The sequence below is a fragment of the Micromonospora sp. NBRC 110038 genome, assembly GCF_020884815.1.
GTDB lineage: Bacteria > Actinomycetota > Actinomycetes > Mycobacteriales > Micromonosporaceae > Micromonospora > Micromonospora haikouensis.
This window is the reverse complement of the sequence record NZ_BBOL01000002.1, coordinates 709,647-722,490: the sequence shown is the minus strand read 5'-3', so window position 1 is coordinate 722,490 and position 12,844 is coordinate 709,647. Positions and strand designations below refer to the sequence as shown.

14 protein-coding genes are annotated in these 12,844 nt (G+C 76.2%); 8 read left to right on the top strand and 6 right to left on the bottom strand.

What is annotated here, in order from left to right; all coding sequences use genetic code 11:
* Positions 1-7: 7 nt before the first annotated feature.
* Complete coding sequence (gene ispF / locus LPU61_RS10975) at positions 8-490, top strand: 2-C-methyl-D-erythritol 2,4-cyclodiphosphate synthase (protein WP_043965064.1); 483 nt, start codon at positions 8-10, stop codon at positions 488-490.
* Positions 491-499: 9 nt separating this feature from the next.
* Positions 500-1,525 carry a tetratricopeptide repeat protein gene (locus LPU61_RS10970; RefSeq protein ID WP_229404834.1) on the top strand — a complete coding sequence of 342 codons (1,026 nt, stop codon included), beginning with the start codon at positions 500-502 and terminating at the stop codon, positions 1,523-1,525.
* Positions 1,526-1,670: 145 nt separating this feature from the next.
* Here LPU61_RS10970 and LPU61_RS10965 read toward each other — a convergent pair whose 3' ends face one another.
* Together LPU61_RS10965 and LPU61_RS10960 are read right to left on the bottom strand one after the other, a co-directional pair.
* Positions 1,671-2,600, bottom strand: coding sequence for a hypothetical protein (locus LPU61_RS10965; protein ID WP_229404833.1), 930 nt, complete (start codon positions 2,598-2,600; stop codon positions 1,671-1,673).
* A 40-nt stretch (positions 2,601-2,640) separates the two neighbouring features.
* The gene (locus tag LPU61_RS10960) at positions 2,641-3,087 is read right to left on the bottom strand and encodes a helix-turn-helix domain-containing protein (RefSeq protein ID WP_229404832.1); all 447 of its coding nucleotides are present in this window, start codon (positions 3,085-3,087) and stop codon (positions 2,641-2,643) included.
* 131 nt (positions 3,088-3,218) lie between these two features.
* Here LPU61_RS10960 and LPU61_RS10955 point away from each other — a divergent pair, with 131 nt between their 5' ends.
* The gene (locus LPU61_RS10955) at positions 3,219-4,097 is read left to right on the top strand and encodes an NmrA family NAD(P)-binding protein (protein WP_229404831.1); all 879 of its coding nucleotides are present in this window, start codon (positions 3,219-3,221) and stop codon (positions 4,095-4,097) included.
* Here the strand turns inward: LPU61_RS10955 and LPU61_RS10950 are convergent.
* Positions 4,094-5,275 (bottom strand): homogentisate 1,2-dioxygenase, encoded by a 1,182-nt coding sequence (locus LPU61_RS10950; RefSeq protein ID WP_229404830.1) that lies wholly within the window; start codon positions 5,273-5,275, stop codon positions 4,094-4,096. The genes LPU61_RS10955 and LPU61_RS10950 overlap by 4 nt on opposite strands.
* A gap of 133 nt (positions 5,276-5,408) precedes the next feature.
* On the opposite strand from LPU61_RS10950, the gene LPU61_RS10945 reads away from it, so the two are divergent.
* From LPU61_RS10945 to LPU61_RS10925, 5 genes are all read left to right on the top strand, one after another.
* Complete coding sequence (locus tag LPU61_RS10945) at positions 5,409-6,359, top strand: hypothetical protein (protein ID WP_043965073.1); 951 nt, start codon at positions 5,409-5,411, stop codon at positions 6,357-6,359.
* Positions 6,356-7,552, top strand: a complete 1,197-nt coding sequence (gene fahA / locus LPU61_RS10940) for a fumarylacetoacetase (RefSeq protein WP_229404829.1) — start codon at positions 6,356-6,358, stop codon at positions 7,550-7,552. Before LPU61_RS10945 ends, fahA begins: the two co-directional genes overlap by 4 nt.
* A gap of 154 nt (positions 7,553-7,706) precedes the next feature.
* On the top strand, positions 7,707-7,916 hold the full coding sequence (locus LPU61_RS10935; RefSeq protein WP_043966409.1) for a DUF397 domain-containing protein: 210 nt from the start codon (positions 7,707-7,709) through the stop codon (positions 7,914-7,916).
* 114 nt (positions 7,917-8,030) lie between these two features.
* Positions 8,031-8,513, top strand: coding sequence for an SRPBCC family protein (locus LPU61_RS10930; RefSeq protein WP_077938059.1), 483 nt, complete (start codon positions 8,031-8,033; stop codon positions 8,511-8,513).
* A gap of 86 nt (positions 8,514-8,599) precedes the next feature.
* Positions 8,600-9,853 (top strand): PQQ-binding-like beta-propeller repeat protein, encoded by a 1,254-nt coding sequence (locus LPU61_RS10925; protein ID WP_043965076.1) that lies wholly within the window; start codon positions 8,600-8,602, stop codon positions 9,851-9,853.
* A 54-nt stretch (positions 9,854-9,907) separates the two neighbouring features.
* Here the strand turns inward: LPU61_RS10925 and hisC are convergent, their stop codons facing one another.
* The 3 genes from hisC to LPU61_RS10910 are packed head-to-tail and all read right to left on the bottom strand — an operon-like array spanning position 9,908 to position 12,830.
* Entirely contained in the window at positions 9,908-11,011 is a 1,104-nt protein-coding gene (gene hisC, locus LPU61_RS10920; protein ID WP_043965077.1) for a histidinol-phosphate transaminase, read from the bottom strand.
* Positions 11,008-12,075 carry an RDD family protein gene (locus LPU61_RS10915; protein WP_229404828.1) on the bottom strand — a complete coding sequence of 356 codons (1,068 nt, stop codon included), beginning with the start codon at positions 12,073-12,075 and terminating at the stop codon, positions 11,008-11,010. Before LPU61_RS10915 ends, hisC begins: the two co-directional genes overlap by 4 nt.
* Positions 12,072-12,830: an RDD family protein gene (locus LPU61_RS10910; protein ID WP_229404827.1), complete on the bottom strand. Its 759-nt coding sequence runs from the start codon at positions 12,828-12,830 to the stop codon at positions 12,072-12,074. The genes LPU61_RS10915 and LPU61_RS10910 overlap by 4 nt, the downstream gene beginning before the upstream one ends.
* Between the last annotated feature and the right edge of the window lie 14 nt (positions 12,831-12,844).

The following is a 12,844-nucleotide window of genomic DNA, read 5'->3' as shown; positions in this document are numbered from 1 at the left end:
TCGGTTCATGATCGTTCCTCGGGTGGCCATCGGCACCGACGTGCACGCCTTCGAGGCGGGCCGACCCTGCTGGCTGGCCGGCCTGCTCTGGCCCGACCAGGACGGCCTGGCCGGGCACTCCGACGCCGACGTGGTCGCGCACGCCGCCTGCAACGCGCTGCTCTCCGCCGCCGGCCTCGGCGACCTCGGCGCCAACTTCGGCGTGGCCGAGCCCGAATGGGCGGGCGCGCCCGGGGTGGCGCTGCTCACCGAGACCGCCCGCCGGGTCCGGGCGGCCGGCTTCGAGATCGGCAACGTCTCCGTGCAGGTCGTCGGTAACCGGCCGAAGATCGGGCCGCGTCGCGCCGAGGCGGAGGCGGTGCTCTCCGAGGCGGTCGGTGCGCCGGTGACCGTCTCCGCCGCCACCACCGACGGGCTCGGCTTCACCGGGCGCGGTGAAGGGCTCGCCGGCATCGCGGTGGCCCTGGTCCACCCGGTCCCGCCCGCGTAGGGTCGCCCGATGCCGAGCGACGCCACCGCCGAGGGGTACCTCCAGCGCGCCCAACTCCTGGCCGACCTCGGCCGGTACGACGAGGCCGCCGGGGAGGTCGGCCTCGCCCTCGCCCTGGAGCCGGCGAACGCCGACGCGCTGACCACCCTCGCCCGGGTGCACCTGGCCGCCGGCCGCCCCGTCGAGGCGCGCGCCGCCGCCGAGGCGGCCCTGGCCCTCGCGCCGGACACCGTCGCCCCGCTCGTCGCCCGGGGGCTGGCCCTGGTCGAGCAGGGCGAGTACGCCGAGGCGGCCGGCACCGCGGGCCGGTTGCTCGCCGCGGCCGCCGATGACGCGTACGCCCAGCGCAGCGCCGCCGCGATCCTGTCCGGCTCCCGCAACGGGCAGCCGGCCCTCAACGCCGCCTGGCGGGGCGTCGAGCTGGCCCCGGAGGAGTCCCAGGCGCACCTGGTGCTCGCCCTCGTCGCCGCCCGGCTGCGGCTGTACGACCTGGCCGAGCGGGCGTACCGGGAGGCGCTGCGGCTCGACCCGGAGCTGGACCGGGCCGGCGACGAGCCGGGGATCGTCCGGCTGGAACGACGCTGGTACGCGGCGGCGCTCGCGGAGCTGGCGGAGAGCGTGCCGGCCGTCCAGGCGGCCCCGGTCGCGCCCGACAGGCCCCGGGGCGTCGTCGACGACCTGCGCCGGCTCGTGCTGTACGGGGCGGGCTGGACCCTCGTGGGTGCCGTGCTGGTGGCGGTCGCGGCGGCCGGGACGTCGTCGTCCGGCCCGTCGAGGTTCCTCGCGGTGCTGGTGGCGGTGAGCGGGGCGGTGCTGGGCTGGTTGCTCGCGGCGCGGGTGCCCGGGCTGACCCGTACGGTGCTGCCGGGGCTGCTGCGCTCGGACCGCTCGCTGGCCCTGGCGGTGTACGCGGTGGCCGCCGGGCCTCTGCTGTTGCTGCTCTATGCGGTGGTGGGGACGCCGTGGCCGCTGGTTCTCGCGATCGCGGTGGCCGCGGTGGGGGAGTTGGCGGTGTTCTCCCGGACGGTGCGCTGAACGTCGTCCTGATGCTTCCAAGGCGCGTTCGTTGCGGTGCGTTGTGGTGGGGGTTCGCCGGGGCCCGCCCGCTCCGGGCGGTCAGGCTTGATCCCTGCGCGGGCGGGCCCCGGCGAACCCCTGACGTGGTCGCTGTCCGCCCCCGCTAGCCCGTGGCGAGGGCGGTCAGGCGGTCTGTCGAGATGCAGGAGGTCAGGCAGCGTTCCTTGGCGTCGTTGGTGAGCTGGGCCGTCCAGGTGGTGAAGCCACCGTCGCCGAGCTCGACGGGCTCGCCGCCGGGCGTCGCGGTGATCCGCAGCGCGGCGTCGACGTAGTAGCCCCGGCCGCGGGTGCGCTCGGGTTCCTCGGCGAGCGGCACGCCGCCCGCCGCGAGGGCGGGCCGGACCGTGTCGTCGAGGCGTTCCCGCAGCACGGGGGAGTCGAGGACGGTGAACCGCAGCGTCGGCGCGGCCGACGGCGCCAGGCGGGCGAGGACCCGCTGCCAGTAGCCGAGGTGCAGCGTCAGCAGCCGGGCCTCGGTGCGGCCCGAGCCGGTGTCGCGGGCGCTGGACACCAGCGCGAAGAGCCGGAAGTGCGCCTGCATCCCCGCGCCGAACCGCTGCGCCCGCAGCACCCGGTGGCTGGCCGCGAGGTGCACCGCGCCCCGCCCCTTCCCGCGTCGCCGCCGGTCGGCGGCCTCGACCGCCAGCGCGTTGGTGGGGTCGCTGACGACCTCCACCGGGCGGATGGTCGTGACGATGCGGTCCTGGCTGCCCGGGCCGACCGCCGCGCAGGTGCCCAGCGGCGCGACGGGGGACAGCTCCACGCCTGCCACCTCGGCGGGCAGCAGCTCCCACAGCAGCGCCTGCACGGCGGCGCTCGCGCGTGGGTCGCCGTCGGCGGGGCGGACGAACCGGTCGTCCCGCCAGCGGCGCAGCACCTCGGCGGGCCGCACCCGCGCGGCCCGCGTCCGGGCCAGGGAGAGCAGGAGCGTGGTCAGGTCCGCCGCCGGCAGGGCTTCCAAGGTCTCGCGTACGTCGCCGGGCAGCGCCGCCCACACCCGCCGCTCGGCGTCCGACATCCTGGCACCGCTCATCCGGTCACGATGGTCGATGCGGGGCGGCCGGTCCACCGAGTTACGCGGGCGGCCCGCCCGCGTCGGGTTCCTGCCGGGAGCTGTCGTATGCCTGGCGGGAGCTGCGGACGTGGTCGTGGTGGCGCATCGACCAGTGCAGCAGGCCGGTGAGCGGGTCGGTGAGGCTGCTGCCCTCGTCGGTGAGGGCGTAGTCGACCCGGGGCGGCACGCACGGGTGCACGGTGCGGGTGACCAGTCCGTCGCGTTCCAGGTTGCGCAGGGTGTGGGTCAGCATCCGTCGGCTGATGCCCTCGGTGGCGCGCTGGAGGTCGCTGAACCGGCGCGGGCCACCGCGCAGCAGCACCACGACGATCACCGTCCAGCGGTCGCCGATGCGGTCGAGGGTGTCGCGGAGCGGGCAGTGCTCGCGCATCGCCTCCGTCACCCGGACGTCGGGCGGGAGGGCCAGCTCCTGGGCCAGCCGGGCACCCGGCGGGGGCGTCGTCATCGGTTACTCCGGTGTGCCTGAGGCAGGCAGATGTGCCGTCTTCCGCGATCGATCCTCGCTGTCCAGGATGGGGGCGGCAACCGCCTTTCCCATGGCGGGCGAGGCCACGTTCGTGAACGGAGCGGGATCAGATGATCGTTGGGGTGACGGGGGCGTCCGGTGGGCTCGGCGGGCGTACGGTGCGGATGCTGGCCGGGGCGGGGCACCGGGTCGTGGCGCTGACCCGCGATCCGGGCGCGGCCCTGGCCGGGGCGGGCCGGGCGGCACCGGAGCGCGTCGAGGCACGGCGGGTCGACTTCGACGAGCCGGCCGGTCTCCCGGCGGCCCTCGCCGGGATCGACCGGCTGCTGATCGTGAGCACGGACGCCTGGGAGCCCGCGCGGCGGATCGCCCAGCACCGGGCGGCGATCGACGCGGCGGTGGCCGCCGGGGTGGGGCACGTCGTCTACACCTCCCTGGTGGCTTGCGACGGGCCGCCGGATCTGCTCAACGCCGCCCACCGGGCCACCGAGGAACAGCTGCGCGGCTGCGGGCTCCCGTGGACGATCCTGCGCAACGCCATCTACGCCTCGGGTGTCGCGGAGCTGCTGGCCCCCGCCGTGTCCACCGGGCGGCACGTGACGAACGCCGGGGACGGCGCGGTGGCGTACGTGGCCCGGGACGACTGCGCGGCCGTGGCCGCCGCCGTGCTGACCGCCGGGCCGGAGCCGGCCGGTGGCCTCGCGGGGCGGACGCTCGACGTGACCGGCCCCGAGGCCCTCACCGCCGCCCACCTGGCCGGCCTGCTCGGGGGGCGCCTCGGTCGGCCCGTCGAGGTCGTCCACCTCGACGACGACGCCTACCGGGACCGGCTGGTCGGGGCGGGGACCCCGGAGCCGGTGGCGGCGGCGCTCGTCGCCCTCGGGCAGGCCGTCCGGTCGGGGCGGTACGGGCGGGTCTCGACGACGGTGCCGGAGCTGACCGGCGGGCCCGCCCGCCGGGTCGATGCCTCCGTGGTGGTGGCGTCCTAGCCGGCCGGAGGGGCAGCGGGCCGGGCCCAGGTCCAGGCGTACGCGGGGTCCTCGCACTCGTCCGCCGCGGCGCACAGGTCGAGGGGGCGGAACGTGTCGACCATGACGGCCAGCTCGTCGAAGAAGTCGACGCCGATCGAGCGCTCGGCCGCGCCGGGCTGGGGGCCGTGGGTGAAGCCGGACGGGTGCAGGGAGATGGAGCCCTGCCCGATGCCGGAGCCGCGCCGGGCCTCGTAGTTGCCGCCGGTGTAGAACAGCATCTCGTCGGAGTCGACGTTGTGGTGGTTGTAGGGCACCGGGATGGCGTCGGGGTGGTAGTCGACCTTGCGGGGCACGAACGAGCAGATCACGAAGTTGGGGCCCTGGAACGTCTGGTGCACGGGCGGCGGCTGGTGGATGCGGCCGGTGATCGGCTCGAAGTCGTGGATGGAGAACGCCCACGGGTAGAGGTGGCCGTCCCAGCCGACGACGTCGAACGGGTGGTGGGCGTAGACGTACCTCGTCCAGCCGCGCCGGTGCCGGACCAGGACCTCGACGTCGGAGCCGTCGACGAGCAGCGGGGCGTCCGGCCCCCGGACGTCGCGCTCGCAGTAGGGCGAGTGCTCCAGGAACTGGCCGCGCACCGACAGGTAGCGCTTGGGCGGGCCGACGTGCCCGGCGGCCTCGACGGCCAGCAGTCGGGCCGGCTCGTCGCCGGTGGGGACGAGGCGGTGGATGGTCGACGTCGGGATGATCACGTAGTCGCCGGCCACCGCGTCGAGCGCGCCGAACGGTGACTCGACCCGCAGCGACCCGGACTCCAGGTAGAGGCAGTGGTCGCCGGTGGCGTCGCGGAACAGCGGGGACGGCCGGTCGGCCGACACGTACGCGATGCGCACGTCGTCGTTGGCGAGCAGGTAGCGCCGGCCGAGGATCGGGTCGGCCCCGGTGTGGTCGAGCTGGTGGGTGCGCAGGTGGCGGGGCTTGAGCGGCAGGTTGGGCACGCGGGTGACGGCCGGCGGGTCGTACGCCTCGGCGGCGACGATCGCGGTGGGGGCGTGCCGGTGGTAGAGCAGGGACGAGTCGGCGGAGAAGCCCTCCTGGCCCATCAGCTCCTCGGCGTAGAGGGTGCCGTCGGGCTGGCGGAACTGGGTGTGCCGCTTGCGGGGCACCTCGCCGACGCTGCGGTAGTACGGCATGTCGCCTCCCGATTCGTCGCGTTCACCCGAGCATGGGCGCGTTCACCGGTCATCGTCCCGTTCACCGGCCGCTGGCGTCCGATAGTCGGACGCTGTTGTCCGTTCCTTGTAGCGTCCCGTAAGTTCTTGTTCCGTGTCAACGCACGTGCCACACCTCCTCGCCGGCCTCGTCGACGACGCCGCCGTCTTCCCGCCCGGCAGCGCGGCGCTGCCCGACGCGCTCGCTGCGCACCGCCGGCACCGCGACTCCTGGTACGCCGACCTGGTCGGCCCGCTGCTCGTGCCCGCCTCGGCGGTCGTCTCCGGCGAGCTGGCCGCAACTCTGGCCGGCGGGCCGGGCAGGTCGGCCGGAGCGCCGGGCGGCCCGGCCGACCCCGCCGCGCCGGGCGGCGACAGCGCCGGAGGCCGCCTCGTGGTCGGGCTGATCGGCGACACCGGGATCGACGGGCTGCCCGCCGCGCTGGCCGCCCTGCCGGCCGGCGTCACCGCCCGCCAGGTCGAGGTGGCCGTCGCCAAGCGCGGCGAGGACCCCCTGCCCGGCCTGACCGCGCTGCTGGGCCTGGCCGGGCGGTCCGGCGGGGTCGACGTCCACGCCGAGCTGCCGCTGACGTTCGGGCTGATGGGGGCGCTCGACGCGGTCGCCGCCGCCCGCGCCGACGGGGTGCCGGTCGCGGCGAAGTTCCGCACCGGCGGGCTGGCCGCCGAGCTGTTCCCCACCCCGGTCGAGCTGGCCGCCGTGATCTGCGCCTGCCGGGACCGGGCGCTGCCGTTCAAGCTGACCGCCGGGCTGCACCACGCCGTGCGGCACCGCGACCCGGAGACCGGCTTCACCCACCACGGCTTCGGCAACGTGCTCGCCGCGACCCTCGCCGCCGCCGACGGGGCCGAGGTGGACGAGGTGGCCGCCGTGCTCGCCACCACCGACCCGGTGCCGCTGGTCGAGCGGGCCCGGGCCGCCCGCGCCGCCGACCGGCCGCTGTGGGTGGGGTACGGCTCGTGCAGCATCACCGAACCACTGACCGACCTGATCCGGCTGGGCCTGGTCGACGCAGGACACGACGTGAACGGGGGAGACGAGGCATGACCTGGGTGACGGGTGTCGAGGGCTCGGCGTACGGGGTGCGCAACCTGCCGTACGGGGTGTTCCGCTCCGGCGGCGGCGACCCCCGCGTCGGCGTACGGATCGGGGAGTTCGTGCTCGACCTGGGCGCGGCCGAGGCGGCCGGGCTGGTGCTGGCCGCCGGCGCGCTGGGCCGGTCCACCCTCAACGCGTTCCTGGCGCTGGGGCGGCCGCAGTGGACCGCCGTCCGGCAGCGGGTGACCGAGCTGCTCACCGACTCCACCCACCGGCCGGCCGTCGAGCCGCTGCTGGTGCCGCTGGCCGAGGCCGAGCTGCTGCTGCCGTTCGAGGTGGCCGACTACGTCGACTTCTACTCCTCCGAGCACCACGCGGGCAACGTCGGGCAGATCTTCCGCCCCGGCCAGCCGCCGCTGTTGCCCAACTGGAAGCACCTGCCGATCGGCTACCACGGCCGGGCCGGCACGGTGGTGGTGTCCGGCACGCCGATCGTCCGCCCCACCGGGCAGCGGGCCACCCCGGACGGGCCGGTCTGCGGGCCGTCCGTGCGCCTCGACATCGAGGCCGAGGTGGGCTTCGTCGTCGGCGTGCCCAGCGCGCTCGGCGAGCCGGTCGGAGTGGCCGACTTCGCCGACCACGTCTTCGGGGTGGTGCTGGTCAACGACTGGTCGGCGCGGGACATCCAGGCCTGGGAGTACCAGCCGCTCGGCCCGTTCCTCGGCAAGTCCTTCGCGACCTCCGTGTCGGCCTGGGTGACCCCGCTGGACGCGCTCGCCGACGCGTTCGTGCCCGCGCCCGAGCAGGACCCGCCGGTCGCGGAGTACCTGCGGGACGTGCCGCACGTGGGGCTGGACCTGCGGCTGGCCGTGGAGTGGAACGGCGAGCGGGTCAGCGAGCCGCCGTTCGCCACCATGTACTGGACGCCCGCCCAGCAGCTGGCGCACCTCACCGTCAACGGCGCGTCCCTGCGCACTGGCGACCTGTACGCCTCCGGCACCGTCTCCGGCCCCCGGCGGGACCAGGTCGGCTCGTTCCTGGAGCTGACCTGGGGCGGCGCGGAGCCGGTCACGGTCGGCGGCGCGGAGCGCACCTTCCTGGCCGACGGCGACACGGTCACCGTCACCGCCACCGCGCCGGGCCCCGACGGCACCACGATCGCCCTCGGCGAGGTGACCGGCACCATCCGCCCCGCCCGCTGACAGCCAGAGATCCCGGTCGCACATCAGGTGCGACCGGTGCCTGACCCCGCTCGTTGATCGAGCCGGGTTCCCCGCGTGGCGGAACCCGGCCGGCGGCTCCGGGTGGTGCCGCCCGGCCGTCGTGGGACGTCCCAACGGAGTGGAGGCAATCAACATGATCGATCTTGCGGGTGCCGTCTGGCGCACCAGCAGCCGCTCGAACGACCAGGGGCTGTGCGTCGAGGTGGCGGACAACCTCGTCAGCAGCGCCGGAGTCGTCGCCGTACGCGACTCCAAGGACCCGGCGGGTCCGGCGCTGACCGTCAGCCCGCCGGGCTGGACCGCGTTCGTCGACGCGATCCGGGTCGGGCGTTTCCTGGCCTGACCCTGACCCCGGGGTGCCCAGTCACCCCCGGATCGGCCACCAGCGGCGGAACTTCCGCCGCTGGGGCCCCACCGCGCGCTCACCCGCCGTACCGTGGACGACACGGGAGGTGTCATGTCGACGGTCACGGTCACCGAGTTCATCGAGGCGCCCGCCGTCGACCTCTGGCGGCTCCTCGTCGACCTGCCGGTCCGCGCCGACTGGCTCCGCACGGTCGGCGGGGTCGAGCTGCTCACCCCCGGCCCGCTCGCCCCCGGCACGGCCTGGCGGGAGACCCGCACCCGGCCGGACGGGGGCACCCAGGCCGAGGAGTTCGTCGTGGTGGAGTGCGTTCCGCCCCGGCGGCTGGTGCTCGCCTCGCCGGGCATCGGCGTGTCCTACCGCACCACCTGGGTCCTGCGCACCGTCCAGCGCCGCCGCCGGGCCTGCACCGCCGTCACCGTCGCGCAGGAGGCGGTCGCCACGGCACCGTACGGTCGGGTGCTGGCCCTGCTCTTCGGCGGCCTGGCCGCCCGCACGGTCGAGGGCACCTTCCGCCGCGACCTCGCCGACCTCTCCCGCGCCGCCCACCCACCGACCCAGGCCGAGGCGGCCTGAAAGCGCGCCGGGCCGGTGCGCCGGGCCGGGTGCCGGCCGGCACCGGAGCGGGCCGGCCTCGGTAGGGTGCCGGGCGGAGGTGCGGCATGACTGTGGCGAAGGGACGGCGGGGCGTCGCGATGACACTCGCGGCGCTGGTCGGCGTCGCGGCGGTCGCCTTCGTGGTCCACCGGGTGCTCGCGCCGGCCGAGGTGGAGACCCCCGCCCGCGCCGCCTACCCGGCCACGGCCACCCCGGCGATCGGCGTGGTGGGCCGGCTGCCGGCGGCCCCGCTGATCGTGGACGGCCGGCTCCGCGTCTACGCCGCCACCCGCCAGGTGTACGCCGACCAGCCCGCCGACTCCCGCAACCGGGTCAGCCCGTACTGGTCGTACCGGCGCTGGCCGGCGGAGGTCAGCGGGGTGGTGGCGGACGCGACCACGGTCGTCAGCCGCTGGTCGGACGGGAAGCTGGTGGCGCTGGACGCGCGTACCGGACGGGTGGCCTGGCAGTCCGACGGCCCGGAGCCCGCCGCCGGCTGGACCGCCCGCCGCACCGGGGCCGGCACCGTGTGGGCCCCGCCGGGGCTGTTCCTCGCCCGCGCCGCCGACGGCCGGCCCGTGCTGGTGGTCGCCGGCCCGCAGCGGGTCGCCGGCTTCGCGCTCGCCGACGGCCGGCGGCTCTGGTCGGCCGACGTGGACGGCGGATGCCGGGACGACGTCGCCACCACGTCGGCGGGGCGGCTCGTCACCGTCGACCGGTGCGCCACCCCGGTGGCCGTCGAGTTCCGCGACGTGGCCACCGGCACGCCGACGACCCGCCTGACGCCGGCCGGGGCCACCGCCGACCTGACCGTCACCCCGGTGGGCTGCGTGAGCATCCGCTCCCGGTGCCGGGGCCTGCACGCCGAGGGCTTCGCCGACGGGGCGGGCCGCGGCTGGCTGGTCGGCGCCGCCGATCCGGTCGCCGCCCCGGCCCTGGACCAGGCCGGGTCGGAGCTGGACGGCGACCGGGTCGTCGGCACGGCCGGCGGGGTGGTGACCGCGCGGTCGGCCCGCACCGGCGAGGAACTGTGGCGTCGCGCCGACCTCGGCCCGGCCCGGATCCTGGCCGTCCAGCCCGGCCGGGTGCACCTGCTCACCGAGACCCGGGACCTGGTCACCCTCGACCCGAGGACCGGCGCGCAGCGCTCCCGCTTCCGGCTGGAGGTGGGCCGCGACGGCATCGGCTGGGCCGCCGGCCTGGCGTACGCGGGCGGCGGCTACGTGGCGGTGGAGCGGCTGCGCGAGCCGGTCGCCCCGGACGCCGACGACCAGCGCTACTTCCTGATGTCCGAGCCGGTGCTGCTCGCCGCCACCTGAGCGACGGGGCGGCACCGGCTCGGGCCGGTCGGGTCAGGCCAGGGCCGGGTCGGGTCAGGCCAGGGCGGACTCCGCGACGGCGAGGAACGCGTCGTTCTCGGCCGGGGTGCCGATGGTGACCCGCACCCCGTCGCCCGGGAACGGCCGCACGATCACGCCGCGCGCCTCGCACGCCTTGCCGAACCCGACCGCCCGGTCGCCCAGCGGCAGCCACACGAAGTTGGCCTGGCTGGCCGGCACGTCCGGGACGAACTTGCGCAGCGCCTCGGTGACCCGGTCCCGCTCGGCGACGACCAGCGCGCAGCGCCGCTGCACCTCGTCGGCCTGCGCGAGGGCGGCGAGCGCCCCGGCCTGGGCGGCCATGCTGGTGGAGAACGGGGTGACCACCTTGCGCACGGCGGCGGCCACCTCGGGCGCGGCGACGAGGAAGCCGATCCGCAGGCCCGCCAGCCCCCACGCCTTCGACAGGGTGCGCAGCACGACCACGTTCGGCCGGTCGAGGTAGGTCAGGCCGTCCGGCACCTCGGCGTCGGTGACGAACTCCCGGTACGCCTCGTCGATGACCACCAGCACGTCCTCGCCGACGGCGTCGAGGAACCGGTCCAGCTCCGCCTTGCGTACGGCGGTGCCGGTCGGGTTGTTGGGGTTGCAGACCAGCACCATCCTGGTCCGGTCGGTCACCGCCGCGGCCATCGCGTCGAGGTCGTGCCCGTGCCCGGCGTCGTTGGGCACCCGCACGCTGGTCGCGCCGCTGGTGGCCGCGATGATCGGGTACGCCTCGAACGACCGCCACGAGTAGAGCAGCTCGTCGCCGGGCAGGCAGGTGGCCCGCACCAGGTGCTCGGCCAGCGCCACCGACCCGCAGCCCGTGGCGATTCGGTCGGGGTGCACCCCGTGCCGCTCGGCGAGCGCCTGGCGCAGCGCCACCACGCCCATGTCCGGGTACCGGTGCGAGCCGGCGACCGCCTCGGCGACCGCCTCCACCACGCCGGGCAGCGGCCCGTAGGGCACCTCGTTGCTGGCCAGCTTGATCGCCTCCGGCAGGCCCAGCTCGCGGGCCAGGTCGGCGGGGCTGCGGCCGGGCACGTAGTTGGGCAGCGCGTCGAGGTCGGCGCGGGTCAGCCGCAGCGGCGGCTCGTGACGTCCGGTGTCGGTCATGGGTTGTCTCCCGAAGGGGTGGCGGGGGCGGCGGGGTCGTCGGACGGCTTGGCGGTGCCGTCGGCCGGCTTGGTGGTGCGGGGAGGGAGCCGGACCACCACGGTCTGCGCGCGCTTGTCGTGCAGCGCCTGCCGCAGCGGGTGGTCGAACAGCGGCGACACGGCGTCGACGAGCTGGAGCAGCAGGCCGAAGCCGCAGCAGTACCAGAGCAGGGTGGGCAGGCCCAGCGTGCTCCACCGGCGCAGCGCCCGCCCGAAGCCGAGCGGCTGGTCGGCCTCGACCGGCACGGCCCGTACGCCGAGCAGCCGCTTGCCGAGGGTCTGCCCGTTGCCGGCCATCGCGGGCACCTCGTACGCGAACCAGAGGGCGGTGGCGATCAGCAGGATGGCGACCTGGAGCCCGCCGGCCTGCTCGCCGGGCTGCGGCAGCCCGTCGGTGGACGTGTCGCCGGCCATGCTCCGGCGCAGCACCTCCCGGAAGTAGGGGGTGACCTCCTCGACGTACCGGTAGACGAACCAGCCGTTGACGACGGCGTTGAGCAGGAACACCGCGCCGAAGTCGATCAACCGGGCGACGAACCGGGCGCCGAAGGAGGCCAGCGGCAGCCCGTGCGGGCGGGGCACCGGCGGACGCCCCGGCCACCCCGGGTACGCCCACCCGGGCGGGTACCCCTGCCCAGGTGCCGACGGCTGGCCGGGAAACCCGCCGGGCAGGCCGTACTGCGGGCCGCCGACGGGTCCCGGCTGCTGGCCGGGGTGCGGCGGCTGCCCGGGCTGCCCCGGGAACGGGGGCTGGCCGGACCCCGGCCAGCCGGGGAACGGGCCCGGGGCGGGCGGCGCGCCAGGCCCACCGGCCGAAGCGGGGACGCTGCCGGTGGTCGTCGGCGCGGCCGGACCGCCCTGGCCGGGGGCGGGGCTGGCCGGCGGCGGGGGCTCGACCGGGGGCGGCCCCTCCGGCGGGGTGGCGTCGACGGGGATCGGCGCGCCGATCCAGCCCTCACCGTCCCAGTACCTCCTGGTGTCGGGATCGGCGGGGTCGACGTACCAGCCTGGTTGCACGCTCACGGAGCAACCTTAACGACGACCGTCCGGGCGAACTTGTCGTGGAGGCACTGCTGCCAGGGCTTGTCCCCGAGCTGCCAGAACCCGTCGAGGTAGTTGAACCCGGGCACCACCGTGGCGGCGACGAACTGCACGAGGTAGCGCCGCCCGGCCATGCCGCGGTCGAGCGTCCGGGTCGGGTCGAGCGGGACGACCCGGAGCTTCATCACCTTCTTGCCCAGCGTCTGCCCGGACCGGAGCAGGTATTCGACGTGGTAGAGCCAGTAGAGCCCGAGCATCAGCACGACCAGCCCCAGCTCGGCCAGGAGCAGCGGCAGCACGAGGTCGGTCAGGAACGACTTGGGTTGGTATCCGAGGAGTTGGTCGACCGGCTCGGTCCGGGTGAACTGGTCGAACACGGTGAACCAGACGTACACCATTGCCGGCAGGAACAGCGTCAGGCCGACCAGGCCGGCGACGACGCTGTCGATCAGGAAGGCCAGCAGGCGGTCGCCGAAGCTGGCCAGCGGCTGCCCGCCGGGGCCGACCGGCACCGGCGGGCGCCCGGGGCGCGGCGGGGCCCACCCGGCCGGTGGTGGGGCGTAACCGCCCGGCGGGGTCCACGCTCCCGGCGGGGCCCAACCGCCGGGCGGGGCGTAGCCGGTGGGGCCGGGCTGCGCCGGGACGGCGTACCCCTGCGGGGCGGCGGGCGGCGCGACGCCACCGGCGGGCGGCTGCCCGCCGGCCGGCGGCGTCGGGTACGTCGGAGGCTGGGTCACGCTCGACAGTGTCG

Bases quoted from the DNA above. Each gene is read 5' to 3' on its own strand.
- ispF (WP_043965064.1), top strand. From the start codon at position 8: ATGATCGTTCCTCGGGTGGCCATCGGCACCGACGTGCACGCCTTCGAG.
- fahA (WP_229404829.1), top strand. From the start codon at position 6,356: ATGACCTGGGTGACGGGTGTCGAGGGCTCGGCGTACGGGGTGCGCAAC.
- LPU61_RS10950 (WP_229404830.1), bottom strand. From the start codon at position 5,275: ATGCCGTACTACCGCAGCGTCGGCGAGGTGCCCCGCAAGCGGCACACC.
- LPU61_RS10925 (WP_043965076.1), top strand. From the start codon at position 8,600: ATGACTGTGGCGAAGGGACGGCGGGGCGTCGCGATGACACTCGCGGCG.
- LPU61_RS10930 (WP_077938059.1), top strand. From the start codon at position 8,031: ATGTCGACGGTCACGGTCACCGAGTTCATCGAGGCGCCCGCCGTCGAC.
- LPU61_RS10970 (WP_229404834.1), top strand. From the start codon at position 500: ATGCCGAGCGACGCCACCGCCGAGGGGTACCTCCAGCGCGCCCAACTC.
- LPU61_RS10935 (WP_043966409.1), top strand. From the start codon at position 7,707: ATGATCGATCTTGCGGGTGCCGTCTGGCGCACCAGCAGCCGCTCGAAC.
- LPU61_RS10960 (WP_229404832.1), bottom strand. From the start codon at position 3,087: ATGACGACGCCCCCGCCGGGTGCCCGGCTGGCCCAGGAGCTGGCCCTC.
- hisC (WP_043965077.1), bottom strand. From the start codon at position 11,011: ATGACCGACACCGGACGTCACGAGCCGCCGCTGCGGCTGACCCGCGCC.
- LPU61_RS10955 (WP_229404831.1), top strand. From the start codon at position 3,219: ATGATCGTTGGGGTGACGGGGGCGTCCGGTGGGCTCGGCGGGCGTACG.
- LPU61_RS10965 (WP_229404833.1), bottom strand. From the start codon at position 2,600: ATGAGCGGTGCCAGGATGTCGGACGCCGAGCGGCGGGTGTGGGCGGCG.